The organism is Pseudomonas psychrophila HA-4 (assembly GCF_000282975.1).
In the GTDB taxonomy this organism is placed as follows: Bacteria; Pseudomonadota; Gammaproteobacteria; order Pseudomonadales; family Pseudomonadaceae; genus Aquipseudomonas; species Aquipseudomonas psychrophila_A.
In genome coordinates, this window is the sequence record NZ_ALJC01000084.1 from 28,456 (window position 1) to 55,204 (window position 26,749).

Genomic DNA, 26,749 nt, shown 5'->3' on the forward strand with positions numbered 1-26,749 from the left:
CGATGAAACTCAATGATCTGAGTCCAGCGCCGGGTTCCCGTCGCGAAAAGCATCGTCCGGGCCGTGGTATCGGTAGCGGTTTGGGTAAGACTGGTGGCCGTGGTCACAAAGGTCAGACCTCCCGTTCCGGTGGCACAATTGCTCCAGGCTTTGAAGGCGGTCAACAGCCGCTGCATCGCCGTCTGCCTAAGTTCGGTTTCGTTTCCCTGAAAGCCATGGATCGCGCAGAAGTGCGTTTGTCCGAGCTGGCTAAAGTGGAAGGCGATATCGTTACTGTGCAGACCCTGAAAGATGCCAACGTGATCAACGTCAACGTACTGCGTGTGAAAATCATGCTGTCCGGTGAAGTTACTCGCGCTGTCACAATCGGCAAGGGAATCGGCGCCACCAAAGGTGCGCGTTCGGCTATCGAAGCAGCTGGCGGCAAGTTCGAGGAATAAATGGCTAAGCAAGGTGCTCTCTCAGCGCTCAGCAAAGGCGGGTTATCCGAGCTCTGGGCTCGTCTGCGTTTTCTATTCTTGGCGATTATCGTCTACCGAATAGGCGCACACATCCCAGTTCCAGGCATTAACCCGGACCGGTTGGCGGACCTGTTTCGACAGAATGAGGGGACCATTCTTAGCTTGTTCAACATGTTTTCCGGCGGTGCGCTGGAGCGGATGAGTATTTTTGCGCTGGGGATCATGCCGTACATTTCGGCATCGATCATCATGCAGCTTATGTCCGCTGTCAGCCCACAGCTGGAGCAGTTGAAGAAGGAAGGTGAAGCTGGTCGTCGCAAGATAAGCCAGTACACCCGCTACCTCACTGTCGTTCTTGCTCTTGTTCAAGCTATTGGCATGTCCATTGGTCTGGCAGGGCAAGGCGTGGCGTTCACTGGTGACCTAGGCTTCCATTTCGTTGCAATAACCACGTTTGTGGCGGGTGCAATGTTTATGATGTGGCTGGGTGAGCAGATTACTGAGCGTGGTGTTGGCAACGGTATCTCGATGTTGATTTTTTCGGGTATCGTCGCCGGTCTTCCGAGAGCAATTGGGCAGTCTTTTGAGTCTGCGCGTCAGGGCGATATCAACATCTTCGCCTTGGTTGCTATCGGTTTGCTGGCAGTAGCGATTATCGGTTTCGTGGTGTTCATTGAGCGTGGTCAGCGTCGTATTGCTGTTCACTACGCCAAGCGTCAGCAAGGCCGCAAGGTGTTTGCTGCGCAGACTAGCCACCTACCGCTGAAAGTGAATATGGCCGGTGTTATCCCGGCTATTTTTGCGAGCAGCATTTTGCTGTTCCCGGCTTCGCTGGGTGCCTGGTTTGGTCAGTCTGAAGGTATGGGCTGGTTGCAGGACATCTCGCAGTCGATCGCTCCTGGTCAGCCGTTGAATATTCTGCTGTTTAGTGCAGGGATTATTTTCTTCTGCTTCTTCTATACGGCGTTGATGTTCAATCCGAAAGACGTAGCGGAAAACCTGAAGAAGTCCGGTGCCTTTATTCCGGGTATCCGTCCAGGTGAGCAGTCTGCGCGCTATATTGATGGCGTTTTGACTCGTTTGACTCTGTTCGGTGCTCTTTATATGACGGCCGTATGTCTGTTGCCCCAGTTCCTGGTGGTTGCAGCAAACGTTCCGTTCTACCTTGGCGGGACCTCGTTGCTGATCGTGGTCGTGGTTGTTATGGACTTTATGTCGCAAGTACAATCGCACCTCGTTTCGCACCAGTACGAATCCCTGATGAAGAAAGCCAACCTGAAGGGCTACGGCAGCGGCATGCTGCGCTGAAGTTCCCATAAGGTTAGAGGAGTTGGTGATGAAAGTTCGTGCATCGGTGAAAAAGCTGTGCCGTAACTGCAAGATTATTCGCCGCGAAGGTGTTGTTCGGGTAATTTGCAGCGCGGAACCACGTCACAAACAGCGCCAAGGCTGAGTGTGATCTGTTTGAAGCCCAGCAGCTAGTGCGCTGCTGGGTTGATTATTTGTTATTACAGCGATATTATCTCGCGCCCTATTTCTTGGCTTCCGGGGCGTAGGTAGCTGTCAATTGGAGTCCCACTGAATGGCCCGTATTGCAGGCGTTAACATTCCAGATAACAAGCACACTGTTATCTCGCTGACCTACATCTATGGTGTTGGTCGCACTACTGCACAGAAAATCTGTGTGGATGCTGGTGTAAACCCAGCCGCTAAGATCAAGGATCTGAGCGACGAGCAGATTGAGTTACTGCGTGGCGAAGTGGCAAAGTTCACCACTGAAGGTGACCTGCGTCGTGAAGTCAACATGAAAATCAAACGCTTGATGGATTTGGGCTGCTACCGCGGTCTGCGCCATCGTCGTGGTCTTCCAGTGCGCGGTCAGCGTACCAAGACCAACGCGCGTACTCGCAAAGGTCCGCGTAAGCCGATCCGCAAGTAATCGCACCAGCGAATCGACAGGAATTTAGTCATGGCAAAACCTGCTGCTCGTCCTCGTAAAAAAGTAAAAAAGACAGTGGTTGATGGCATCGCCCACATCCACGCGTCTTTCAACAACACAATCGTGACCATCACCGACCGTCAGGGTAACGCGCTTTCTTGGGCTACCTCCGGTGGTTCGGGTTTCCGCGGTTCTCGCAAGTCCACCCCGTTTGCTGCTCAAGTAGCTGCTGAACGTGCTGGTCAAGCTGCGCTGGAATATGGCCTGAAAAACCTTGACGTTAACGTTAAAGGTCCAGGTCCAGGTCGTGAGTCCGCTGTCCGTGCTTTGAACGGCTGTGGCTATAAGATCGCCAGCATCACCGACGTGACGCCAATCCCGCACAACGGGTGCCGTCCGCCGAAGAAGCGCCGCGTGTAATCCAGGAGACTGTAAAGAATGGCTCGTTACATTGGTCCAAAATGCAAACTGGCACGTCGTGAAGGCACCGATCTCTTCCTGAAGAGTGGTGTGCGCGCTATCGAATCGAAGTGCAATATTGAAGCTGCTCCAGGCATCCACGGCCAACGCCGCGGTCGCCAATCCGACTACGGCACCCAACTGCGTGAAAAGCAGAAGGTCCGTCGTATCTACGGCGTTCTCGAGCGTCAGTTCAGCGGCTACTACAAACAAGCTGCTGGCAAAAAAGGTGCAACTGGCGAAAACCTGTTGCAACTGCTCGAATGCCGCCTGGATAACGTCGTATACCGTATGGGTTTCGGCTCTACTCGTGCCGAATCTCGTCAGTTGGTATCGCACAAGTCGATCAGCGTAAACGGTCAGACCGTTAACGTTCCGTCCTACCAGGTTCGTGCTGGTGACGTGGTCGCTATCCGCGAGAAAGCAAAGAACCAGCTTCGCATTGTCCAAGCTCTCGATCTGTGTGCCCAACGTGGCCGCGTAGAATGGGTAGAAGTAGACACTGAGAAGAAGTCGGGCGTTTTCAAGAACGTTCCTGCTCGCAGTGATCTGTCCGCCGACATCAACGAAAGCCTGATTGTCGAGCTCTACTCCAAGTAAGGGCTAGAAAATAGGTGCATCCATGCAGATTTCGGTAAATGAGTTCCTGACACCCCGCCACATTGATGTGCAGGTTGTCAGTCCAACCCGCGCTAAAATCACTCTCGAGCCTCTCGAGCGTGGTTTTGGCCACACCCTGGGCAACGCGCTGCGCCGCATCCTGTTGTCCTCAATGCCAGGCTGTGCAGTAGTCGAGGCCGAGATTGATGGTGTGCTCCACGAGTACAGCGCCATCGAAGGTGTACAGGAAGACGTAATTGAAATCCTGTTGAACCTTAAAGGTCTGGCTATCAAGCTGCACGGCCGTGACGAAGTTACGCTGACCTTGTCGAAGAAGGGTTCGGGGGTGGTTACCGCTGCCGATATTCAGCTGGATCATGATGTCGAGATCGTTAATCCCGATCACGTAATCGCCAACCTGGCGTCTAACGGCGCCTTGAACATGAAGCTCACCGTAGCTCGTGGTCGTGGTTATGAACCAGCAGACTCGCGTCAGAGCGATGAAGACGAAAGCCGTAGCATTGGTCGCTTGCAGCTTGACTCTTCGTTCAGCCCGGTTCGCCGTATCGCATACGTGGTGGAAAACGCCCGTGTAGAACAGCGTACTAACCTGGACAAGCTGGTTATTGATCTGGAGACCAACGGTACCCTAGATCCTGAAGAGGCTATCCGTCGTGCTGCAACCATCCTGCAACAGCAGTTGGCTGCATTCGTCGACCTCAAAGGTGACAGCGAACCAGTGGTTATCGAACAGGAAGACGAGATCGATCCGATCCTGCTTCGTCCGGTTGACGATCTGGAACTGACCGTGCGTTCGGCCAACTGCCTTAAGGCGGAGAACATTTACTACATTGGTGACCTGATTCAGCGCACCGAAGTAGAACTGTTGAAGACTCCGAACCTGGGCAAGAAATCCTTGACTGAAATCAAGGACGTTCTGGCCTCCCGTGGTCTGTCCCTCGGCATGCGCCTCGACAACTGGCCGCCTGCAAGTCTTAAGAAGGACGACAAGGCGACTGCCTGATCGTCGTAATCACCGAACGTTGTGTTTGGTAAGGAATGAACCATGCGTCATCGTAAAAGTGGTCGTCACCTGAGCCGCACTAGCTCCCATCGCAAGGCTATGTTTCAAAACATGGCAGTGTCGTTGTTCGAGCACGAGCTGATCAAAACGACTCTGCCGAAAGCCAAAGAATTGCGTCGCGTTGCTGAGCCGCTGATTACTCTGGCCAAGAATGATTGTCTGGCTAACCGCCGTCTGGCCTTCGACCGTACGCGTTCGAAAGCCATCGTTGGTAAGCTGTTCAACGATCTGGGCAAGCGTTATGCAACTCGTGAGGGTGGCTACCTGCGCATCCTCAAGTGCGGTTTCCGCGCTGGCGACAACGCGCCTATGGCGTACGTCGAGTTGGTTGATCGTCCAGTTGGCGGTGAAGCTGTATCCGCTGAGTAAGACGTCAGTCTCTACAAAGAACCGGGCCTAGCGCCCGGTTTTTTGTGTTCGGTCGATTATTAATAACTATTGATCTCGACAATTTAATGCATTTGCCCACACAGCTTTCGTGGTCAATACTCTTCCTCAGCCGATTAGCCGGCAGCATCAAGACTGATTGAGGAAGGATTAGCATGAGCCAGACCAAAACGCTTACGACCGCCAGCGGCGCGCCTGTTGCTGACAACCAGAACTCTCGTTCGGCTGGGCCTCGTGGCCCGTTGTTGCTCGAAGACTTTCACTTGATTGAAAAACTCGCGCACTTTAACCGCGAAAATATTCCAGAACGTCGTGTGCATGCCAAAGGTTCGGCTGCTCATGGCACCTTCACCCTGACGCGTGACATCACTCAATACAGCAGTGCCAAGCTGTTTGACACCGTCGGTAAGCAAACCCCTACCTTCTTGCGCTTCTCTACTGTGGGCGGTGAGCGGGGTTCTGCTGACACCGAGCGCGATCCGCGTGGTTTCGCCCTCAAGTTCTATACCGAAGAAGGTAACTGGGACATCGTGGGTAACAACACCCCGGTTTTCTTTATTCGCGACCCGCTCAAGTTTCCTGACTTTATCCACACCCAAAAGCGCCTGCCGCAGAGCAACCTTAAAAGCGCACAAGTGAAATGGGACTTCTGGTCGCATTCACCAGAGTCTCTGCACCAGGTCACCATTTTGTTCTCGGATCGCGGTATTCCCGATGGCTATCGCCATATGCACGGTTTTGGCAGTCACACTTACAGCCTGATCAACGCCGCAGGTGAGCGTCACTGGGTCAAATGGCATTACAAAACCAAGCAAGGCATCAAGAACCTGCCGCCAGAAGAGGCTGCACGTCTTGCCGGAACGGATCCTGATTACGCCCAGCGCGACCTGTTCGATGCTATCGAGCGTGGCGACTACCCAAAATGGCGTGTGTGCATTCAGGTCATGACCGAAGCTCAGGCTGCATCGCACCGGGACAACCCGTTCGACGTGACCAAGACCTGGTCGCAGAAAGAATTTCCGCTGATCGAGATCGGCGAACTTGAGCTCAACCGTAACCCGCTCAACTACTTTGCTGAAGTTGAGCAGGCGGCCTTTGGTCCTAGCAACATGATCCCCGGTGTTGGTCTCTCCCCTGACCGCATGCTCCAAGGCCGTGTCTTCGCGTATGCGGATGCGCACCGTTACCGTGTAGGCACCAACCATCAGCACCTGCCCATCAACGCCCCACGCGTGCCTGCGCACACCTACCAGCGTGATGGCTCTATGGCTTTTGGCAACAATGGTGGTGCGGCGCCTAACTACGAGCCCAACAGCTACGCTGATGCGCCTAAGCAAGCCCCGCAGTATGCCGAGCCGCCATTAGCGCTCAGTGGTGCGGCTGACCGCTATGACCATCGCGAAGACACTGACTACTACAGCTATGCCGGTGCACTGTTCCGGCTGATGAATGACGAGCAGAAAGCGCTGCTTATCAACAACATCGCCGGCGCTATGGAGGGTGTGACAGATGACGTTGTTCAGCGTCAGTTGCAGCACTTCCTAAAGGCCGATCCTGCCTATGGTGAAGGCATTGCGAAAGCGCTGGGTGTAACCGTTAAGTAAGTCTAAGTGAGAAGCAGAACCGCCCTCAAATGGGCGGTTTTTGCGTTATTTAGGCATGTTTTCTCCACAAATTAGCGTTTTTGTTGCGATTGAACCGTGACCTCTCAGTCAGCTTGGTTCAAACTACAGCCTTTCAAGAAGGGAGATGTGGGGCGATGCTAGGGCACCCGGACGTAATCGATTACCTCAACACGTTGTTAACCGGCGAGCTGGCTGCACGTGACCAATATTTTGTCCATTCTCGTATGTACGAGGATTGGGGTTTTACCAAGTTGTACGAACGTATCAACCACGAAATGGAAGAAGAGGCACAACACGCTGATGCGTTGATGCGCCGGATTCTGATGCTCGAAGGCACCCCGCGCATGCGCCCGGATGACCTCGATGTGGGTACTACCGTGCCAGAGATGTTCGCCGCCGACTTGCGCCTGGAATACAAAGTGCGCGCTGCGCTCTGCAAAGGCATTGAACTGTGTGAGCGTCACAAAGACTACGTAAGCCGCGACATGCTGCGTATTCAGTTGGCAGACACCGAAGAAGATCACACCTACTGGCTTGAAAAGCAGTTGGGTCTGATCAAGTCGATCGGTCTGCAGAACTACCTGCAATCGCAGTTCTGATCCTCCTGCAAAAAGCGGAAGCCCCAGAACACCAAAAAGCCCCTGCCATCTCTCGATGACAGGGGCTTTTTCGTACAGCGATTTAAGCCTTGTCGCGTATCAACAACGGTTTTAGGTAGAACCCGGTGTGAGATTGCTTCATTTCTGCGACCTCTTCCGGTGTCCCAGTGGCAATAATCTGCCCGCCTTTAGAGCCGCCTTCAGGCCCAAGATCCACCAGCCAGTCAGCGGTCTTGATCACGTCCAGGTTGTGCTCGATCACCACCACGGTGTTGCCGTGGTCGCGCAGTCGGTGCAGCACATCCAGCAATTGTTGAATATCAGCAAAGTGCAGACCCGTTGTTGGCTCATCCAGGATGTACAGCGTCTTGCCGGTATCACGCTTGGACAGTTCGCGAGACAGCTTCACCCGCTGCGCCTCGCCGCCTGACAGCGTCGTGGCAGACTGTCCGAGCTTGATGTAGGACAAGCCCACATCCATCAGCGTTTGCAGCTTGCGCGCCAGTGCAGGTACCGCATCGAAGAACTCTCTTGCTTCCTCGATAGTCATCTCCAGCACTTCGTGGATGCTCTTGCCCTTGTACTTGATCTCAAGGGTTTCGCGGTTGTAGCGCTTGCTCTTGCAGACATCGCAAGGCACGTAGATGTCCGGCAGAAAGTGCATTTCTACCTTGATCAGACCATCACCCTGACACGCCTCGCAGCGTCCGCCCTTCACGTTGAAGGAGAAACGCCCTGGGCCATACCCCCGGGAGCGGGACTCCGGCACACCCGAAAACAGCTCGCGGATAGGTGTAAAGAGCCCCGTGTACGTCGCCGGATTGGAACGCGGTGTACGACCAATCGGGCTTTGGTCGATATCGACCACTTTGTCCAAGTGTTCTAGCCCTTTAATACTGTCATGGGCTGCCGCTTCCAACGTGGTCGCGCCATTCAGTGCGGTAGCGCTGAGCGGATAGAGCGTGTTATTGATCAGCGTTGATTTGCCCGAGCCGGACACGCCCGTCACGCAGGTCAGCAGACCAATCGGTATCTCAAGGTCCACATTGCGCAAGTTGTTACCGCGTGCACCTTTGAGCGACAGCGTCAGCTTTTTATTGCGCGGTGTACGTTTAGCCGGTACTGCTATTTTCACCCGGCCCGACAGGTACTTGCCGGTTAGTGAGTCAGGATGCGCCATGACCTCGGCTGGTGTGCCTTCGGCAACAATATGGCCACCATGCACCCCGGCACCCGGGCCGATATCGACCACATAGTCCGCCAGACGAATCGCGTCTTCGTCGTGCTCAACCACGATCACCGTGTTGCCGATGTCACGCAGATGCTTAAGCGTTCCCAGCAAGCGATCGTTATCGCGCTGATGTAAGCCAATAGATGGTTCGTCGAGGATGTACAACACACCCACCAAGCCCGCACCAATCTGACTGGCCAGACGAATACGCTGAGCTTCACCGCCCGACAACGTATCGGCGCTGCGATCCAGTGACAGATAGTCCAAGCCCACATTCACCAAAAACTGCAAGCGCTCGCGAATTTCCTTGAGAATCTTGTCTGCGATCTCACCACGACGGCCAGTCAGGCTCAGGGTGCTGAAATACTCAGTCGCGTCACCAATCGGCAAATTGGTCACGGCTGGCAGGGTTTTCTCACCGACCCACACGTGCCGCGCCTCACGACGCAAACGAGTGCCCCGGCAGTCTGGGCACGACTGGGTGCTCAGAAACTTGGCCAGCTCTTCGCGGACAGTGGCCGACTCGGTTTCGCGATAACGGCGCTCCAAGTTCGGCACAATGCCTTCAAACGGATGCGCCCGTTTCACGATGTCGCCGCGATCATTCAGATAGCGAAAATCCACGTTCTGGGTGCCACTGCCGTACAGAATGACTTTCTGCTTGTCGGCAGGCAGTTCATTGAACGGCACTTCGAGGCTGAAATCGTAGTGCTTGGCCAGCGCCCCGAGCATCTGGAAATAATAGACGTTTCGTCTGTCCCAGCCACGAATGGCGCCTTCGGCCAACGTAAGTTCGCCGTTCACCAGACGTTTGATGTCAAAGAACTGCTTAACCCCCAGGCCGTCACACGTAGGGCACGCGCCCGCCGGGTTGTTAAAGGAAAACAGCTTGGGTTCAAGCTCACTGATGGCGTGGCCACAGATCGGGCAGGCGAAGCGCGCGGAGAAGATCATCTCTTCGCCTGTCTCATCGTCCATCGGTGCGACCAGCGCAATGCCGTCTGCCAGTTTCAGCGCGGTCTCGAACGACTCAGCCAAACGCTGTTGCAGGTCGGCACGCACTTTAAAGCGGTCAACCACCACATCAATCGTGTGCTTCTTCTGTTTGTCGAGTTTTGGCAACTCATCCAGCTCACAGAGCCTGCCGTTCACGCGTGCCCGCACAAAGCCTTGCGCACGCAGTTCTTCAAACACCGACAGGTGCTCGCCCTTTCGCTCGCGAATGACAGGCGCCAGCAGCATGAGTTTGCTGCCTTCAGGTTGCGCCAGCACCAGGTCAACCATTTGGCTGACAGTCTGGGCTTCCAGTGGAATATCGTGGTCTGGGCAGCGTGGAATACCCACGCGGGCATACAGCAGGCGCAGGTAATCGTAGATCTCGGTGATGGTACCGACCGTGGAACGCGGGTTGTGTGACGTCGACTTCTGTTCGATGGAAATCGCCGGTGACAGCCCTTCAATCGTATCGACGTCAGGCTTCTCCATCATCGACAGGAATTGTCGCGCATAAGCCGACAGCGACTCGACATAACGCCGCTGGCCTTCGGCATACAACGTGTCAAATGCCAGAGATGATTTGCCGGAGCCAGACAGTCCGGTGATGACGATCAGTTTGTCCCTTGGCAGGGTCAGGTCGATGTTCTTCAGGTTGTGGGTTCGTGCCCCACGTATCAGGATCTTGTCCACTGCGGCCTCGCTTGGCGGGCATAACGTAAACGACTGAGTATACGTATCTGTGTGAAAGCTGTGCAGGCTCTTGATGGCTTGATGTCATCAAGCAGGCTTTCATAACTTTTACGTGACAAAGCGTCGCGCCTTGCTCGTGTGTGTGCTGTTACTCGATGGGACTGGTAGAATCGCCGCCGGTTCACATGAGGTTTTTCCATGCACGATCCCCACAGCGAACGCATGAGTGGCAGCGAGACCCGCGCAGCCAGCGGTCTGGCACTTGTGTTTGCGTTCCGTATGCTTGGCATGTTTATGGTATTGCCGGTTTTGGCGACCTATGGGATGGACCTGGCAGGTGCGACACCTGCCTTGATTGGTTTGGCGATAGGTGCTTATGGCCTGACCCAAGCAATTTTTCAGATTCCGTTTGGCATCATTTCTGACCGCATTGGCCGACGCCCGGTGATTTACTTCGGGTTGATCGTGTTTGCCTTAGGCAGCGTCTTGGCGGCTAACTCAGACTCGATTTGGGGCGTCATTGCTGGACGCGTCCTGCAGGGCGCAGGTGCTATTTCTGCGGCCGTCATGGCTTTGCTTTCAGACCTGACCCGCGAGCAGCACCGTACCAAGGCAATGGCCATGATCGGCATGACCATCGGGTTGTCATTTGCAGTCGCCATGGTTGTTGGGCCCTTGCTGACTAGCGCTTTCGGCTTGTCGGGGCTGTTCTTGGCCACGGGCGCAATGGCGCTGCTCGGCATCGTGATTGTCATGTTTATGGTGCCGCGCTCAACCGGCACCTTGCAGCACCGCGAGTCCGGCGTCGCCAAAAAAGCCTTGATGCAGACGTTGCGTCATCCCGATCTGCTGCGCCTGGATCTAGGCATCTTTGTGTTACACGCCATGTTGATGTCGAGCTTCATCGCATTGCCGCTGGCGCTGGTCGAGAAAGCCGGCCTGCCCAAAGAGCAACACTGGTGGGTGTACCTGACCGCGCTGCTGATTTCCTTTTTCGCCATGATCCCGTTCATCATCTATGGCGAAAAGAAACGCAAAATGAAACGAGTTTTACTCGGCGCAGTCAGTACGTTGATGCTGACTGAGCTATTCTTCTGGCAGTTCGGCGATAGCTTGCGAGCTTTGGTGATCGGCACGATTGTGTTCTTCACTGCGTTTAACTTGCTGGAGGCGTCATTGCCTTCACTGATCAGCAAGGTGTCACCGGCGGGCGGTAAAGGAACGGCGATGGGGGTTTATTCCACCAGTCAATTCCTTGGTTCTGCAATGGGCGGCATACTCGGCGGCTGGTTATTTCAGCATGGCGGTCTGTCGGTTGTGTTCCTGGGATGCGCAGGTCTGGCTGCACTCTGGCTAGCCTTTGCTGTTACCATGCGCGAACCTCCGTACGTGACAAGCTTGCGCTTGCCGTTAACGCCTGTGGCGCTTCGCGAAGCAGGCCTGGCCGAGCGTTTGAAGGCTGTTGCTGGAGTAACTGATGCTGTGGTCGTGGCTGAAGAGTCTGCGATTTATATCAAATTGGACACCGAACTATTGGATCGCACGACACTCGAGCAGTTGGTTAATCCAGCGCCGACGTGCGAAGCCTAGGAGAACGTTATGGCCCGTGGGGTTAACAAAGTTATATTGGTCGGCACATGCGGCCAGGATCCCGAAGTTCGCTACTTGCCTAACGGTAATGCCGTGACCAACCTGAGTCTGGCAACCAGCGAACAGTGGACTGACAAGCAAACCGGTCAAAAAGTCGAGAAGACTGAATGGCACCGCGTATCGATGTTCGGCAAAGTTGCCGAGATCGCTGGCGAATACCTGCGCAAGGGTTCGCAGGTGTACATCGAAGGCAAATTGCAAACCCGTGAGTGGGAAAAAGACGGTATCAAGCGTTACACCACAGAAATCGTGGTCGACATGCAAGGCACCATGCAACTGCTGGGTGGCCGTCCACAGGGCGACCAACAAAACCAGGGCGGCGGTAACAACTACCAGCAATCCGCTCCGCGCCAGCAGGCTCAACGCCCTGCACCGCAACAGCAGCAGCAACAGCAACAGTCGCGTCCCGCGCCACAACAGCAGGCTCCACAGCCAGCTCCGGATTTCGACAGCTTCGACGACGATATCCCGTTCTAGGATATTGCTGAAACCTCAACGGTTTCTTTTAAAAAGCCCCTGCACAGGGGCTTTTTTTATGGCGATTTTTTGGCCTTGGTGGATGGAGGGTGTAGGCCCTTGGAAGGGGTAACGTTTTCATGGGAATCAGGCGCCTCCGTTTTTTGCCGCGGCGAGTGACATAAGCGATTCGCTGCGAAAAGGGGAGAAGGCAACCGGCCTCTTGCCCGCAGAATAAAGAATCCATCAAAAACGGCCGAATAGATGAAGGGATATTTCAGGTCGTTCGATGAAATTCGTTAAAGCTGAAAAGTAAATTCACCCAAGATCTTCATACTGAAGTCCTGTTTCCCAAGGCGGGAATTTGCTTTGAAACGCGCACCTGCCCCGGTATTCAGGTGAACACAGTAGCCGTTATCGCTATGACGTTTTGGTGAGCCTGCTCGGCGACGTTGATAGCCTGTAATTAGCGGAGAAATAGTGGAACCAGCACCGACTCAGTAGTTGGCTTGCCCACGCTAAAAGATAGAAATATCTAAATAACAATAATTGAATGAAGAAATGTTCGAACTCACTTCCTCTAACTTATAAATATGTGGAGTTCTATCAATGCACCCAGTAAAACTTACGCTGGCTTCGATCGCTTTCGCTTACTCCAGCATTTCCTTGGCCGCCGACATTACCGTTGCCGCGCACGTTGCTAATGTGCCGTTTGAGTTTGAAGACCAAACGGGAAAGGCAGTGGGCTACGAAGTCGATATTATTAACGCCGTTGCAAAGAATATGAATAAAACGGTGGAGTACACCTCTATGCCGTTTCATATGTTATTTCCCGCGGTTCAGTCAGGGCGCGCAGATATTGCAATTGGCACCGTTACTGTGACGCCAAAACGTTTGGAGTCAGTTTCATTTGGCCAACCATGGTTTGACTCTGAGCAATGCCTGACCGTCGCGACGCGCAGTGGTATCAATGATCTAGAAGGGCTAAACGGCAAAGTTCTGGCGGTTCAAACCGGTACGGTTGGCGAAATCTGGGGCACTAGCAACCAAGCACACTATAACTACAAAGACATTCGTCGATACGACGCTAACGTAGACGCTCTGCTCGATGTGGCGTCTAACCGCGTCAGTGGCCTGGTGCACGACTGCCCGATGGACGCTTATTACATCAAGGACAAGCCTCAATACAAAATTGCGGCTCGTATCCCTACTAATGAACAACTGGCCCCGATGTTCAAAAAGGATAACCCCATGCTCGCGGAGTTTGATGCTCAGGTCACCAAACTCAAAGAGAGCGGTGAGCTGGCTCAGATCTATATCAAATGGTTCGGCGAACCCGCCGACGCCGACTCGAGTGTCGTCAAACAGCGACCCATTCCGACGCTGGCCGCTTCGGCTCAATAAATGAGCGCGGCACTATAACAAGTATCGAGATGCCAGCGCCGTGCGCCGCTGGCGTCCGGTGTGATACCTGTGATGATCGAGGTTTATTGACATGGGTTTGATGGAAACATTTTTCAATTTAGACGTTCTGCACAGCTCGGCGCTGGCATTGCTCGAAGGCCTGAAGCTCACCATAACGCTGGGGTTAACCAGCTTGGTAACCTCTTTCGCAGCAGGACTTATCTTAGTGTTGGGCAGGCTCTACGGCCCAATGCCTATTCGTGTGATCGCTATCGCTTTCATCGACATCTTCCGGGCAATTCCCCTCTTGGTGTTGCTGGTATTGGTGTATTACGCACTGCCCTTTGTGGGCATCAACTTCAGTCCCTTCTGGGCCGCCGTTACGGCGCTTTCTCTGGTTGCTTCTGCTTATGCGGCTGAGTGCTTTCGTGCGGGTATCGAAGCCGTGGCGATAGGGCAGTTTGAAGCAGCAAAAGCGTTGGGCTTCAGTTGGACAGACATGATGAAGGACGTGGTTTTACCTCAGGCCCTGCGTCTGGTCATTCCTCCTTCAACGGGCATCGGCATCAGCTTGATCAAAGACACGGCATTGGCGTCAGTCGTTGCTATGCCTGACCTGCTCAAACAAGCACTCCAAGCGCAGGCCTTCTATGCCAATCCATCGCCTCTGATCGGGGCCGCATTGCTGTACCTCATCATTCTTCTTCCTTTGGTGAGGATCGTCAGTTCCATTGAAGAACGTCAGAAACGTGCGGCGGGCAGGTAAAAGAATGACTCATCAGAAAGCGACTCAGCCGTTTATCAAAATCACTGATCTGCAAAAGTTTTACGGCCAATTCCAGGCCTTGCACGACATCAACTTGGCGGTAGAAAAAGGCCAGATACTCGCACTCATCGGGCCTTCCGGCTCAGGCAAATCAACCTTGGTTCGCTGCATCAACCTGCTGGAACAGTTCCAAGCGGGCACGATTGAAGTGGACGGTATTGAGGTGAAAGAGGGCCGTAACCTCAACAAGGTCCGAGCAGAAGTTGGGATGGTCTTCCAGCAATTCAATCTTTTCCCGCACATGACCGCGCTGAAGAACGTCGCCATTGCCCCGGTTCGGGTGCGGGGCATTTCTTGGGAAGAGGCTGAGAAGAAAGCCTTGGCTCTATTGGAGCGCGTAGGCCTGAGTCAGCATGCTCACAAGCGCCCATCGCAACTGTCTGGCGGGCAACAACAGCGAGTGGCAATTGCGCGTGCGTTGGCGATGGAGCCCGAAGTGCTGCTGTTTGATGAGCCGACCTCTGCGCTGGACCCAGAGATGGTCGGAGAGGTGCTGGATGTAATCCAAAAGGTCGCTGAAACAGGAGTGACCATGTTGATCGTGACGCATGAGATGTCATTCGCAAGGCGCGTCTCGAACCGCGTCATTTTTATGGAGCAGGGTCGAATCATCGAGGACACCCCTCCTGAAGAGTTCTTTGGTTGCGGCCCCAAGACAGACCGAGCGCAATTGTTCATTCGATCAGTTCTGCAAGGGCACCCTGATGCCGGCCTAACTGCACCGCTTCAAGTACTGGAAGACTAAATGACCATGACCTACAGCACGAACGCCTCCTCTCACCAAGAACCTCGTATTCAGATCCGTGAACTTGCCGGTTCTGAAATCCGCAACGTCGCCAACGGCGCCATGGGGCGCTCCGACGTTCTGCCCTTTTGGTTTGGCGAATCGGACCAACCTACGGCCTCCTTTATCCAGCAAGCGGCCATTGCGTCGATCACGGGAGGAGAGACCTTCTACGCTCAAAACCTAGGCCGGCCGTACCTGCGTGAAGCCATCGCGACCTACCTTTCGAATCTACACGGCAAGCCGTTTTCAGCTGACCGTATCGTCGTTACAGCCTCGGGCGTGTCGGGCTTGATGCTGACCAGTCAACTGCTGTTGAGTCCGGGTGATCGGGTCGTGGCCGTCACCCCTATCTGGCCGAATCTCGTCGAAATACCCAAGATTCTGGATGCGCATGTCGAGCGGGTTTCGCTTGAGGTCATCAATGGCAGTTGGACGCTTGATGTGGGTAAGCTTCTTGACGCTCTAACACCCGATACACGACTGCTCTTGCTCAACTCACCGAACAACCCTACAGGGTGGATGATTGATCAAGAGAGCGTCGACTTGATCCTGGCTCACTGCCGCAAATACGGGATCTGGATCCTGGCCGATGATGTCTACGAGCGTTTGGTTTTTGATCCGAGCGTAAAGTCTGCGCCCTCATTCCTGCGCTCTTCCCAACCGGGTGATCGTGTCATCTCCGTCAATAGCTTTTCGAAGGCCTGGACGATGACAGGATGGCGAGTGGGATGGATGGTGGTACCGCCTGAGCTTGCACCTGATATGGCCAAGTTGATTGAGTACAACGTGTCCTGCGTGTTCGAGCCCGTGCAGCGTGCTGCGCATATCGCTATCACCCAGGGAGAGCAAACCATCTCGGATTTACGTAATCACCTTCAACTGACCCGCAACTTGCTGCTTGACGGGTTGAGGGCGTTACCTGGCGTTGAAGTGCCGGATGCCGGGGGCGCGATGTATGCTTTTTTCAGAATTGAAGGTCATGCCGACACACTCTCGCTGGCCAACCGACTGGTTGAGGAGGTGGGTTTGGGCTTGGCCCCAGGCATAGCGTTTGGGCCGGAAGGGGATGGATGGTTGCGCTGGTGTCATGCTGTTCAGCCCGACCGACTGGTCTTGGGGTTAGAGCGACTCAAGCGTTTCTTAGGTTAGTAACCATGCGATATGCCGAAGGCCCGAACAGGGCCTTTGGTGTTTTTAGCTTAGAGACATGGCGTTGGACAAAAAACGTTTCGAACTGGGGCGTTGTCTGTAACGGGTGAATTAACCGATCCTGCCCCCGACGTTATTATTAACGTCGGCATCTCGGGCATTACTTATTGCGCTATGTAGTTGGGCACGGGTAACTGTTAATAGGGCGTTTTAAGTAAGCCTGGATGTTGTGATTGACAGAGCACTGTGGATAAAAATAGTCTTCAAGAAATCCTGAAAAAAAAGGGAGAGTAATGATGGTTGAAATACTGGATAAGATCGATGTTGCTATTTCGGATCGTCTACAGCGCGACGGAAGATTGTCGAATGTTAAACTCGCGGAGCTGCTTTCTCTAAGTGAGGCATCTTGTTGGCGAAAACAAAAGCGACTCGAAGAGTGCGGTGTTATTGAGGGTTATCAAGCTATTCTTAACCGCAAGAAACTTGGGCTCGGTCTAATGGCTTTTGTGCATATATCCTGCACAGACCACAGCGAAGAGGCCACCGCCAAATTTGAAAGGATTATTGAAGCCGCGCCTCAGGTGCTCAGTTGTCACAATGTCACTGGCGAGGCGGACTTCTTGCTGCAAGTAGTTGCTCGTGATCTGGATAGTTATAGCCGGTTTGTAGAGAAGGTATTGAGAAAGCTGCCAGGGGTTTTAAGCATCCGATCCAACCTGTCACTGCGCGAAATGAAGACTACGAATCGATTGCCCGTTACCGAACTTTTGAGTATTTGAGGGCTGCGCGAGCAGGAGCCAAGGCCATCGTCTTGACTCCTGTTGCAGTCATCGATCAGTTAGCCGGAGCAGTTGTTACTCCATCAATCTGCCGCCACACATTCAACGGATTTTTGTGTTTAAGCGCTTTGGGGAGCAAGGCGTCAGGGAAGTTCTGATAGCAGACAGGGCGCAGAAAACGCTCAATGGCAGTTGAGCCTACCGACGTCGTGCGGCTGTCTGACGTGGCGGGGAATGTGCCGCCATGCACCATGGCGTCACACACCTCCACGCCCGTTGGGAAACCGTTGATGAGAATACGGCCCGCCTTTTTCTCCATGGCTTGGACCAGGTCTTGGGCAATCGTCAGGTCTTGTGTTTCCAGATGAATCGTTGCGGTGAGTTGCCCTTCAATGGATTGTGCAAACGCCAGCATCTCTTCGACGTTCTGGCAACGAATCACGATTGCTGCCGGCCCAAACACTTCCTCCAGCAAACCTGGATTGGCCGCTACGCTTGCGAACAGCGTTTGGTACAGATGGCCTTGCGCTTGAGTCATGCCAGAGTGAGCTTGCCCAGACGCGACGACGTCGACAGCTGCGTCGTCCGAGATCTTGCTGATCCCCTGTTGGTAGGCTGAATGGATCCCGGGCGTGAGCATGGTCTGGGCTGCCTTTTGTGACAGGTGCGTGCTGGCCTGAGCCAAAAACGCGTCCAAATCAGGCCCCTCCACGGCCAGTACGATGCCGGGGTTGGTGCAAAACTGCCCTGCGCCCATCACTAGCGCGTCCACGAACGACGTTGCAATGTCGCTCGCTCGAGCCTCCAATGCGCCGGGCAGCAGAAATACCGGGTTGATGCTGCTCATTTCAGCGTAGACCGGGATCGGCTCAGGGCGCGCTGCTGCTGCGCGCATGAGCGCCAGACCACCTGCCCGAGACCCAGTGAAGCCGACCGCTTTAATGGCAGGGTGCGAAACTAATTGCTGACCCACGTCATTTCCGTCCCCTATGACCAGAGAGAATGTCCCTTCTGGCAGCTCAAGTCGCTTCGACGTTTGCTGAATAACGCGGCCAATCAGCTCAGAGGTGCCGAGGTGAGCCCGATGAGCTTTTACAATCACCGGGCAGCCAGCAGCAAGCGCCGAGGCGGTGTCACCACCCGCCACGGAAAACGCCAGAGGGAAGTTGCTGGCGCCGAAGACCGCCACCGGCCCTAGCGGGATCTTGCACAGGCGCAGGTCGGGGCGTGGCAGGGGTTGACGTTCGGGCAGCGCCGAATCCAACGTGGCGGTTTGCCACCGGCCTTGACGAAGCACCGTAGCGAACAGGCGCAGTTGGCCAACGGTTCGGCCACGCTCGCCTTCCAGTCGTGCCATGGGCAGGCCAGTCTCGAGATGCGCGCGCTCTGTCAGAATCGGGCCCAGCTCAATGATTCCGTCAGCGATGGCTTCAAGAAATTGCGCACGGGTTTCAGGATCGGTCGCGCGAAACGGATCGAATGCTTGCGCTGCGAGTTCGCAGGCCTGGTCGACAAGATCCGTCGTCGCGCACGTGAAGACAGGATGACTGAGAGCTTGCTGGTCATTAGGGTTAACCGCCAGAAGCTCGCGGCCTTTGCCGCGAATCGCTTGGTAGCCTATTAGTTGTTCGCCAGTGAGGTGCATGTGTGTCCTCCGTAAACCTGATTACTTGTCAGTAGAAATGGGTTGTTTGAGTAGCAGCACGTAGGCCATTGCTGCCACAGATGCCACGGCGGCACTGATCAAAAAGGCAGAGGCGAACGAACCTGATTGCTGGATGCTGAACCCTGTCACGATGGGTGCCACGGAGCCCGCTAGGTATCCGCCAAAGTTTTGGATGGACCCGAAGGACGCGACGCGCCGGCTATCCACCACGGTGTTCGCGATCATCCACGCGGTCGAACTTGCCATGTTGATGCTGAAGAGCGCGCAGCACAGAAGGGCCACACTCAAGACAATGCCGCTGCCAAACGAAAGCGGAACCGTGAAGGCGGCGGCCAAGAGCAGCGCGGTCACAACGACAATCTTGCGACTGCCCAGAATGCTGGCGCCTTTCTTCACCAGACGGTCACAGATGCGGCCCGCCACAATGGTGCCGAGCGCGCCGAAGACGTAGGCCAAAGAAACCACCCACGCGGTTTGATAGAGACTCAGGCCGTGTTCGCGCTCGAAGTAACCGGGCAGCCATGTCAAATGAAGCCACAGCATGTAGATCACGCCCATGAACCCCAGCACCGCTCCCCACGTCGTCTTATGGCGGAACAGTTCAGCCCAGGCGCTAAGTTGCTCCTTCATGGTCGGTCTTGGAGTAGCGACAGGTAGCGCCTGTGAGGCCATTAAGCGATCACGCTCCTCGTCAGGGAGCTCTGCTAAGTAGCGCTCCTTGCTTTTGTAGAAAGCGAACCAGCAGATGGCAATCACAATCCCGAAAACACCGGTGACGATAAACATGCCTCGCCATCCCCAGGTGATCATCAGCAACGTCAGCAGCGGCGGCGCAATGCACGGCCCGATGCAGGTCGACGACAGAACAATACCGGTCGGTGTGCCGCGCTTCTCCGCCTCAAACCACTCTGCCAATGCTTTCGCCGCCGAGGGGAACATCGGCGCCTCACCAATACCCAGCAAAATTCTCAAACCGATAAAAGACGAAAAGCTGTTGATCAGGCCAGACGCGGTCTGGGCCACCGACCAGCCCAGAAGCGCGGCGCCCAAGGAAACCTTGCTGCCAAGGCGGTCGATGATCACGCCCAGCGGCAATTGCGCCAGCGCGTAGGCCAGTGAAAACGCCGACAACAAAATCCCCATTTCTGACGGCGTAATCCCCATATCCCGTTGGATAGAAGTGTTAGCAATGGACAGGGCGCTGCGGTCAACGTAGTTGATGATGCCAATCACCAAGAGCAGGCTCACGGTAATGACTTGGTACTTCTTGTAAGGATTGGAGCTCGCGACCTTATCAGGCTTGCGGTCAAGCTCGGCTTGCGCAGGTTTAGTATTCATGGCCTTCACTTTTATTGTTGTTGGTTTAAAAGCGGGTCGCTGTTTACATTGAGGCCTTGAGCAACCACAGATAATCGTCGGCGCTCGCCTCGCGCGGGTTCGTACGATGGCTGTGATCGGCCAAGGCGCCCTGAATGATTTTCGGGAACATGTCTTCGGTCACGCCAAGCTCACCTAAGCCTGTTGGCAGCCCCAGCGCTTGAGTCATGTTGTGAATCGCCTCTTCAATTTTGCGTTCGTCAGCCAGGCCTAAAGCCTGAGCGATTCGAGACATCTTGTGCTCGGCCACCACTGTCTCTGCGGTGCGGTTGAAGGTGATCACCGCAGGCAGAAAAATGGCGTTTAGGGTGCCGTGGTGAAGGCGCGGGTTTATACCGCCCAGCGAGTGGCTGAGGCTGTGGACGCACCCCAGGCCTTTCTGAAAGGCTAAGGCGCCTTGTAGCGAGGCACTCATCATGTTGATGCGGCCCTCCAGATTCTTCGGGTCTTGGGTGGCGGTTTCAATGAAACGCCAGGCACGCCACAGGCCATCCAGAGCAATACCGTCTGCTGGCGGGTTGAATGCCGGGGCCATGAAGGTCTCGAGGCAGTGAGCGATCGCGTCCATACCCGTTGCTGCGGTCAGTGCACTCGGTAGGCCCAAGGTCAGCTCGGGATCGCAGATTGCAGCTTTCGGAACGACAAACGGAGAAATCACTCCGACCTTGCGCCCGTCATCCAAGATCAGAATCGCGCCACGGCCCACTTCGCTGCCCGTGCCAGCAGTGGTGGGGACCGCGATCACAGGCGCTGTCGCTGACGTGATGCGGGCCAGGCCGCCTTCGATGACGGCGAAGTTTTTGAGCGGGCCTTCATGCGTTGCACACACGGCGACACCTTTAGCCAAGTCGATCGCCGAGCCGCCGCCGATAGCAATGATGCCGTCGCAGCCACACGCTTTGAACATCGCCACGGCGTCGCGAACGGCGCCTTCATTGGGGTTGGGCGGCGTGCCGTCGTAGATCGGCAGTTCAACGGTCGTGTCGGTGAATGTGCTCAGAGCAACGTCGATGATACCGGCGGCGCGTACGCCTCGGTCAGTGACGATCAAAGGCCGGGTTATACCAACCCGCTGGCACTCAGCCGGAAGGAGCGAAATGGCTCCTGCGTCGAATTGAATTTGGGTGATGTAATTGATCAGGGACATAGAATCTCCGTGCGCCTACTGGCTTTATTGTTGTGGGCGAATCTCAGGCCGGACTGCCGCATTCAATGCGACATGGTGGTGCGCCAGTATAGAAATCAATTCTGAGGCGTGGTATTGAGAACAATCCATACAGATATAACCTGGACTAATACCAGATGACCCCTTCGCTCAATTCGATCATGTCCAGACTTCATGCCCGACACTTGCGCCTGCTCATCGAGTTAGACGAGCACCGCTCGCTTCTCGGGGCTGCGAGCAGCGTTGGCCTCACTCAACCGGGTGCGAGCAAAGCGCTTCAAGAGATCGAAACCACTTTTGGTACGGCGCTCTTCATACGAACCAACCGAGGGCTGGAGCCTACGGCAGCCGGGTTCTGCGCAATCCGCTACGCCCGTGTGGTTCAAACCGATATCTCAAACCTTCGGCATGACCTTGATGCGATCTTGCGAGGTGTGGGCGGGCGACTCGCGGTGGGTGCAATCATGGGCGCTGTCCCGCTGTTGATGAGAGCGGTGTCCCAGCTCATTGCCATCCAGCCCGAGATGTCGTTCGAGATCGTCGAAGACACCAGTCAATCGCTGCTGGCGCAGATCGAGTGCGGGCGGTTGGACATGGCGGTGTGCAGAACCTGTGTGAGTAACTCTCCGCACTTGTTCTCAAGTTCTCTTGTTCAGGATGAGACGCTGGCCGTCATCGCCAGTATCGATCACCCGCTCAAGCACATGAAGACGCTAAGCCTTGAGCAGTTGGCTGATAGTCGATGGATCGCTTACAAAACGAATATGCCCATGCGGGTGCAACTGGAGCGCGAGTTTCACGATGCGGGGATTCGTTTCCCGCTGCACCTGGTCGAGACCACTTCTATTCTCGCGACCTTGTCGCTCTTGCAAAACCAACCCGACTTCGTTGCGCTAGTCTCCATCGATGTCGCTAACCAATGTGCCCAGCACCATCGAGTGCAGATCCTACCTCTCTCGATGAAGTCAGTCAGTGACCCCTACGAACTGGTGACACGAAGAGGGAGCCAAGCAACGCCGGCCATGACGCAACTCACGCACTTACTGCTTGAACCAGCCGAAATAAATAAACCCGATGCTTAACGCCGTTGCGCCTGTGGTTTTGCGATCGGTGTGTGCATCCATGAACGTGTAGCAACCCCCGCTTTGCTAGGTAGCAGAAGGTTTTTGAGTGAAGTTGCCGGGCCTGCGTGTCTGTTGACTACGCTGTACCCAGCCAGAGTACCGTTGGGCTGTTAATCGAATGCCAGTTGTTCGTGATCAAGCCACTGCTTACAGATGTCCAGGAGAACCCACGATTTTGTCCATTCTTAAAACAGTCGCCTTGTTCACCGCCTTGCTGCTTGCCGGTATGGGCACCCTTCAGGCCGCGCCAACGCTGGCCTCGGTTATGAAAGCCGAAGAAACCGGAGGCAAGCCACCGGTGCTGGTCGATGGCGGCTTGCTGGGTGCTTTGGGGTCCAGCATGGACTCAATGCATGACCAGTTGGGCATGAGCCTGCATCTGCTGGACACGTGGCGGTTGCGTACTGAGCGGGCGGCAGATGAAGCGGGTGAGTTGGCCGGGCAAGTCGTTACACAGCCCGCCAAGAGCGGCTTGGGTGATCTGTTGATGCTAACGATCACCTGGTTTGGTTGTTTTCTCGGGCTAATGCTGGCCGGCAAATGGTTGGCACGATGCCTGAACAATAGCCGTCTGGTTCGAACTCGACCCAGGGTGTGCATGCTGATTGGCTACGGCGTCCCGTATGTGCTGCCGGCGGTACTGGCCTTGGCGTTGACACTGTTTGCCAGTCGCTATCTGCAAGATTCTTTTGGGCGCTCCCTGGCCCTCTGCCTGACTTACGCCAGCAGCTGTGGGGTGTTTTGCGCGGCGTTGGTGTTATCTCTGAGCGCCCTGTTTGATGTAGGGCATAAGCGGCGAGCGGTGGAGATTATTCGTCAGTATTCCCTCTGGCCGTTGTTCGCGATCGGTTTTTTTGCGGCCCTGAGCGATGCGACGAACAACCCGCTCATTGCGCAAGATTTTGGCCGCAATATCGCCAGTTGCCTGTCGGTGCTGTCGGGCCTGGCGGCGTGTTCCATCTTTGCCTACCTCTCAATCAAATTACGCCGCCCAGTGGGACACCTGATTCGAAATCGCGCATTGGCCCAGCGCTTGGGGCAACCGGCTTTGCAGGAGTCGTTGCGCATTTTTTCAATACTCTGGTACTGGCCCATCCTCCTCATGCTGCTGGTCTCGGCGCTTAACTTGCTGGGTGTGGGCGAGGGCAGTGAGCGGGCACTGCGCAGCGCGCTGCTGACTTCCGGGTTACTGATTGGCACGGTGTTTTTGAGCACGATTCTGCATCACTCATTCCGTACTCGCCTGCATGCTACGGGCGCCTATAAAGAGCGCTTCATGACGGTGATTTACGCCGTGCTGCGTATTGCACTGGCCATTACTTTTATCGAATTGCTGGCGCAAATCTGGGGCTTCTCGCTGCTGGCGTTTGCGTCCGATAGTCACACTGGTCAAGTCATCAGTGATTCACTTGGGCACATCCTGCTGATTTTGCTGGTCACGTGGCTAGCCTGGGTGGTACTCGATACGGCCATCCAGCAAGCGCTGGAACCTTCAATCACGCGGCGCGGTACCCATCAGCCAAGCACGCGGACCAAAACCATCCTGCCGCTGCTGCGCAATGCCATAAAAGTCATTCTGGTCGTGGTGTGCACCATCACCACAATGGCCAATCTAGGGGTGAACGTCGCGCCCTTCCTGGCGGGTGCCGGGGTCATCGGTCTGGCGATAGGCTTTGGTTCTCAGCAATTGGTGCAAGACGTCATTACTGGCTTATTCATCATTATTGAAGACACCATTTCAGTCGGTGACTGGGTTGTGGTCGATTCCAACCATGCAGGGACCGTCGAGGGGCTGACCATTCGCACCTTGCGGCTGCGTGACTCGCGTGGCTATGTGCATTCGGTGCCCTTTGGCCAGATCAAGGCGGTGATCAACCATTCCCGGCAATTTGCTTATGCCTTCTTCTCTATTCAGTTCACCTACGACAGCGATATAGACAAAGCGACGGACTTAATCCGTGATGCGGGTCGGCAGATTAGCGACGATCCTTTGCTTAGCCTCAGCCTGCAGGGTTCATTGACTATTTTTGGGGTAGACAGCATGAATTTGGATGGGGTGACGATGACCGCGCAGTTCAGGACCATATCCGGCGCGCAGAGCTCTATTGCGCGGGCATTCAACGGCCGACTCAAAAAGCTTGTGGATAAGTCGGCAGATGTACACTTTGCGCAACATTATCCACAGGGCTTTCTGGTGCCCGTGCATGGGCCGGAGGAAACCGCGCAATCTGCCCCAGAATCGCAGCACTCCACACTGCTGCTGCCTGATATGCCACCGCCTTCAAGGTGATGGCCATTGACCCACTGTGCAGTTTGTCAGTGACGACAGGCATAGAAACCCGCAAAATGCGAGAGTCTTGATCATGGCCAACAGCTTCCACGGTTGGTTTTCTGGTATATATCACCGTTCTGAATAGACTGAGCCTGCACACTCTATGCGAATGCGCCTTATGTTATTGGGCGGCGGAAATGCTCTCGGGCAGGCGCTGATTCGTCTGGGTGCCGAGGAAGACATTAATTTCCTCGCCCCGCGTCCGCCGCAAGACGGCTGGGACGCTGCGAGCCTGACGCAACTGCTGGATGACACCCGTCCAGATGCTGTCATCAACCTTGCCTACTACTTCGACTGGTTTCAGGCGCAGAGCGTGAGCGAGACGCGCCTTGCGGCCCAGGAGCGCGCTGTCGAGCGTCTCTCTGAGTTGTGCCAGCACCACAGCATGACGTTGCTGCAGCCTTCCAGCTATCGAGTGTTCGATGGATCGCGAGCAACGGCTTACAGCGAAAAGGACGAACCTGTCCCGCTCGGCCTGCGTGGTCAGGCGTTATGGCGCATTGAGCAAAGTGTGCGAGCGATTTGCCCGCAACATGTTCTGCTGCGTTTCGGCTGGTTGCTGGATGACAGTCCTGAGGGCAGTTTGGGCCGCTTTTTGGCGCAGGCTGAAAAACCGGGCGAGTTGCTGATGGCCGATGATCGACGCGGCAACCCGACACCGGTCGATGACGCCGCACGGGTCATTATTTCGGTGCTCAAGCAGCTCGATTGTGCGGCGCCGCTGTGGGGCACTTACCACTATGCTGGGCATGAGGCCACCACGCCGCTGGCGTTGGGTCAGGCCATTCTCGATGAGGCGCGACACTTGCGCCCGCTGATCATCCAAGCGCCTACACCTCAGGCACACGCAGCATGCCCCGATGTGGCTGAAGAGCCTCAGCATGCAGTGCTGGCCTGTAAGAAAATTCTTCATACCTTCGGGATCAAGCCTCGCGCCTGGCGTGCGGCCCTCCCGGCTTTACTGGACAGGTTTTATCGTCATGGTTGATGCACCCGTTTTAATCACCGGCGGCGCCGGCTTTATCGGCTCTAATCTAGTGGAAAGATTGTTGGCCCAAGGTTATGCCGTGCGAATCCTCGACGACCTGTCGACGGGCAAGCGCAGCAACTTGCCGCTTGATAATCCCAAGGTAGAACTGATCGTAGGTAACGTCGCTGATGCGGCCTTGGTCAAAAGCGTCATGGCGGGCTGCGGCGCAGTGGTTCACCTAGCGGCAGTGGCCTCAGTTCAGGCCTCGGTAGATGACCCCGTGAGCACCCATCAAAGTAACTTCGTTGGCACGCTCAATGTGTGCGAGGCCATGCGTGAAACTGGCGTAAAACGCGTAGTGTTTGCTTCCAGCGCAGCGGTCTATGGCAACAACGGTGAAGGTGAGTCGATTGTTGAAGACACCCCCAAAGCGCCGCTCACGCCCTACGCCTCAGACAAGTTAGCCAGCGAGTACTACCTGGATTTCTACCGCCGCCAGCATGGCCTAGAACCGGTCATCTTCCGTTTTTTTAACATATATGGGCCGAAACAAGACCCGTCCTCGCCGTACTCGGGCGTGATCAGCATATTCAGCGAGCGCGCAGAGAAGGGCCTGCCGATCACCATCTTTGGTGATGGGGAGCAAACCCGCGACTTCATGTATGTGGGCGATCTGGTGACCATTCTGGCTCAGGCCATTGAAGCGTCGCAGGTTGAAGAAGGCGCCATCAACGTGGGCCTGAACAAAACCACGACCCTCAAGCAAATGCTTGAAGCCTTGAGTGCGGTGGTTGGCGAGCTGCCGCCCATCAGCTACGGCCCGGCCCGTGCTGGCGATATCCGCCACTCGCGCGCAGACAACACCCGCCTGCTACAACGCTTCACCTTGGGTGAAACCACGCCCATGAAGGTTGGCTTGGCCCGTTTACTGGGGCGTTAACAACCCGTGTTGTCCCGTCCTGAATAAGGTTTACACCTTCTGACCTATCCTCA

The 26,749-nt window shown here is 55.3% G+C and carries 25 protein-coding genes; 21 read left to right on the forward strand and 4 right to left on the reverse strand.

Annotated elements, in window-relative coordinates; genetic code table 11:
* The first annotated feature begins 2 nt into the window (after nt 1-2).
* From rplO to bfr, 10 genes are all read left to right on the forward strand, one after another.
* Nucleotides 3-440 carry a 50S ribosomal protein L15 gene (gene rplO / locus B347_RS0111805; protein WP_016779182.1) on the forward strand — a complete coding sequence of 146 codons (438 nt, stop codon included), beginning with the start codon at nt 3-5 and terminating at the stop codon, nt 438-440.
* Nucleotides 441-1,769: a preprotein translocase subunit SecY gene (gene secY / locus B347_RS0111810; RefSeq protein ID WP_019409908.1), complete on the forward strand. Its 1,329-nt coding sequence runs from the start codon at nt 441-443 to the stop codon at nt 1,767-1,769.
* A 28-nt stretch (nt 1,770-1,797) separates the two neighbouring features.
* A complete protein-coding gene (rpmJ, locus tag B347_RS0111815; protein WP_002555468.1) occupies nt 1,798-1,914 on the forward strand; it encodes a 50S ribosomal protein L36 in 117 nt (38 codons plus the stop codon).
* Between the two features lie 129 nt (nt 1,915-2,043).
* Nucleotides 2,044-2,400, forward strand: a complete 357-nt coding sequence (gene rpsM, locus B347_RS0111820) for a 30S ribosomal protein S13 (protein WP_019409909.1) — start codon at nt 2,044-2,046, stop codon at nt 2,398-2,400.
* Nucleotides 2,401-2,430: 30 nt separating this feature from the next.
* Nucleotides 2,431-2,820, forward strand: coding sequence for a 30S ribosomal protein S11 (gene rpsK, locus B347_RS0111825; RefSeq protein WP_002555466.1), 390 nt, complete (start codon nt 2,431-2,433; stop codon nt 2,818-2,820).
* An 18-nt stretch (nt 2,821-2,838) separates the two neighbouring features.
* A complete protein-coding gene (gene rpsD, locus B347_RS0111830; RefSeq protein WP_003444359.1) occupies nt 2,839-3,459 on the forward strand; it encodes a 30S ribosomal protein S4 in 621 nt (206 codons plus the stop codon).
* Between the two features lie 22 nt (nt 3,460-3,481).
* Entirely contained in the window at nt 3,482-4,483 is a 1,002-nt protein-coding gene (locus tag B347_RS0111835; protein WP_003176403.1) for a DNA-directed RNA polymerase subunit alpha, read from the forward strand.
* A 42-nt stretch (nt 4,484-4,525) separates the two neighbouring features.
* Nucleotides 4,526-4,912, forward strand: a complete 387-nt coding sequence (gene rplQ / locus B347_RS0111840; protein ID WP_003444357.1) for a 50S ribosomal protein L17 — start codon at nt 4,526-4,528, stop codon at nt 4,910-4,912.
* 173 nt (nt 4,913-5,085) lie between these two features.
* Nucleotides 5,086-6,534 (forward strand): catalase, encoded by a 1,449-nt coding sequence (locus B347_RS0111845; protein ID WP_019409910.1) that lies wholly within the window; start codon nt 5,086-5,088, stop codon nt 6,532-6,534.
* Nucleotides 6,535-6,689: 155 nt separating this feature from the next.
* Nucleotides 6,690-7,154, forward strand: a complete 465-nt coding sequence (bfr, locus tag B347_RS0111850) for a bacterioferritin (RefSeq protein ID WP_019409911.1) — start codon at nt 6,690-6,692, stop codon at nt 7,152-7,154.
* An 82-nt stretch (nt 7,155-7,236) separates the two neighbouring features.
* Here the strand turns inward: bfr and uvrA are convergent, their stop codons facing one another.
* On the reverse strand, nt 7,237-10,071 hold the full coding sequence (gene uvrA, locus B347_RS0111855; protein ID WP_019409912.1) for an excinuclease ABC subunit UvrA: 2,835 nt from the start codon (nt 10,069-10,071) through the stop codon (nt 7,237-7,239).
* Between the two features lie 198 nt (nt 10,072-10,269).
* Between uvrA and B347_RS0111860 the strand changes: the two genes are divergently transcribed.
* From B347_RS0111860 to B347_RS0111890, 7 genes are all read left to right on the forward strand, one after another.
* Nucleotides 10,270-11,661, forward strand: a complete 1,392-nt coding sequence (locus B347_RS0111860; protein WP_019409913.1) for an MFS transporter — start codon at nt 10,270-10,272, stop codon at nt 11,659-11,661.
* Between the two features lie 9 nt (nt 11,662-11,670).
* A complete protein-coding gene (locus tag B347_RS0111865) occupies nt 11,671-12,198 on the forward strand; it encodes a single-stranded DNA-binding protein (protein WP_019409914.1) in 528 nt (175 codons plus the stop codon).
* Nucleotides 12,199-12,786: 588 nt separating this feature from the next.
* Nucleotides 12,787-13,581 carry a transporter substrate-binding domain-containing protein gene (locus tag B347_RS0111870; RefSeq protein ID WP_019409915.1) on the forward strand — a complete coding sequence of 265 codons (795 nt, stop codon included), beginning with the start codon at nt 12,787-12,789 and terminating at the stop codon, nt 13,579-13,581.
* Between the two features lie 91 nt (nt 13,582-13,672).
* Nucleotides 13,673-14,347, forward strand: a complete 675-nt coding sequence (locus tag B347_RS0111875) for an amino acid ABC transporter permease (RefSeq protein WP_019409916.1) — start codon at nt 13,673-13,675, stop codon at nt 14,345-14,347.
* A 4-nt stretch (nt 14,348-14,351) separates the two neighbouring features.
* Nucleotides 14,352-15,152, forward strand: coding sequence for an amino acid ABC transporter ATP-binding protein (locus B347_RS0111880; protein WP_019409917.1), 801 nt, complete (start codon nt 14,352-14,354; stop codon nt 15,150-15,152).
* Complete coding sequence (locus B347_RS0111885) at nt 15,153-16,343, forward strand: pyridoxal phosphate-dependent aminotransferase (RefSeq protein ID WP_019409918.1); 1,191 nt, start codon at nt 15,153-15,155, stop codon at nt 16,341-16,343. It abuts the gene before it with no gap.
* Between the two features lie 296 nt (nt 16,344-16,639).
* Complete coding sequence (locus B347_RS0111890; RefSeq protein ID WP_019409919.1) at nt 16,640-17,122, forward strand: Lrp/AsnC family transcriptional regulator; 483 nt, start codon at nt 16,640-16,642, stop codon at nt 17,120-17,122.
* 55 nt (nt 17,123-17,177) lie between these two features.
* Here the strand turns inward: B347_RS0111890 and B347_RS0111895 are convergent, their stop codons facing one another.
* The 3 genes from B347_RS0111895 to B347_RS0111905 are packed head-to-tail and all read right to left on the reverse strand — an operon-like array spanning nt 17,178 to nt 21,312.
* The gene (locus B347_RS0111895; protein WP_019409920.1) at nt 17,178-18,767 is read right to left on the reverse strand and encodes an aldehyde dehydrogenase (NADP(+)); all 1,590 of its coding nucleotides are present in this window, start codon (nt 18,765-18,767) and stop codon (nt 17,178-17,180) included.
* 21 nt (nt 18,768-18,788) lie between these two features.
* Nucleotides 18,789-20,126, reverse strand: a complete 1,338-nt coding sequence (locus B347_RS0111900; protein ID WP_019409921.1) for an MFS transporter — start codon at nt 20,124-20,126, stop codon at nt 18,789-18,791.
* Nucleotides 20,127-20,169: 43 nt separating this feature from the next.
* The gene (locus B347_RS0111905) at nt 20,170-21,312 is read right to left on the reverse strand and encodes an iron-containing alcohol dehydrogenase (RefSeq protein ID WP_019409922.1); all 1,143 of its coding nucleotides are present in this window, start codon (nt 21,310-21,312) and stop codon (nt 20,170-20,172) included.
* A gap of 155 nt (nt 21,313-21,467) precedes the next feature.
* Here B347_RS0111905 and B347_RS0111910 point away from each other — a divergent pair, with 155 nt between their 5' ends.
* From B347_RS0111910 to B347_RS0111925, 4 genes are all read left to right on the forward strand, one after another.
* Nucleotides 21,468-22,412 (forward strand): LysR family transcriptional regulator, encoded by a 945-nt coding sequence (locus tag B347_RS0111910; protein WP_019409923.1) that lies wholly within the window; start codon nt 21,468-21,470, stop codon nt 22,410-22,412.
* 268 nt (nt 22,413-22,680) lie between these two features.
* On the forward strand, nt 22,681-24,744 hold the full coding sequence (locus tag B347_RS0111915) for a mechanosensitive ion channel domain-containing protein (protein WP_050997502.1): 2,064 nt from the start codon (nt 22,681-22,683) through the stop codon (nt 24,742-24,744).
* Between the two features lie 145 nt (nt 24,745-24,889).
* The gene (locus B347_RS0111920) at nt 24,890-25,774 is read left to right on the forward strand and encodes a sugar nucleotide-binding protein (protein WP_026014129.1); all 885 of its coding nucleotides are present in this window, start codon (nt 24,890-24,892) and stop codon (nt 25,772-25,774) included.
* Nucleotides 25,767-26,696, forward strand: a complete 930-nt coding sequence (locus tag B347_RS0111925) for an NAD-dependent epimerase/dehydratase family protein (RefSeq protein ID WP_019409926.1) — start codon at nt 25,767-25,769, stop codon at nt 26,694-26,696. Before B347_RS0111920 ends, B347_RS0111925 begins: the two co-directional genes overlap by 8 nt.
* Nucleotides 26,697-26,749 lie beyond the last annotated feature (53 nt).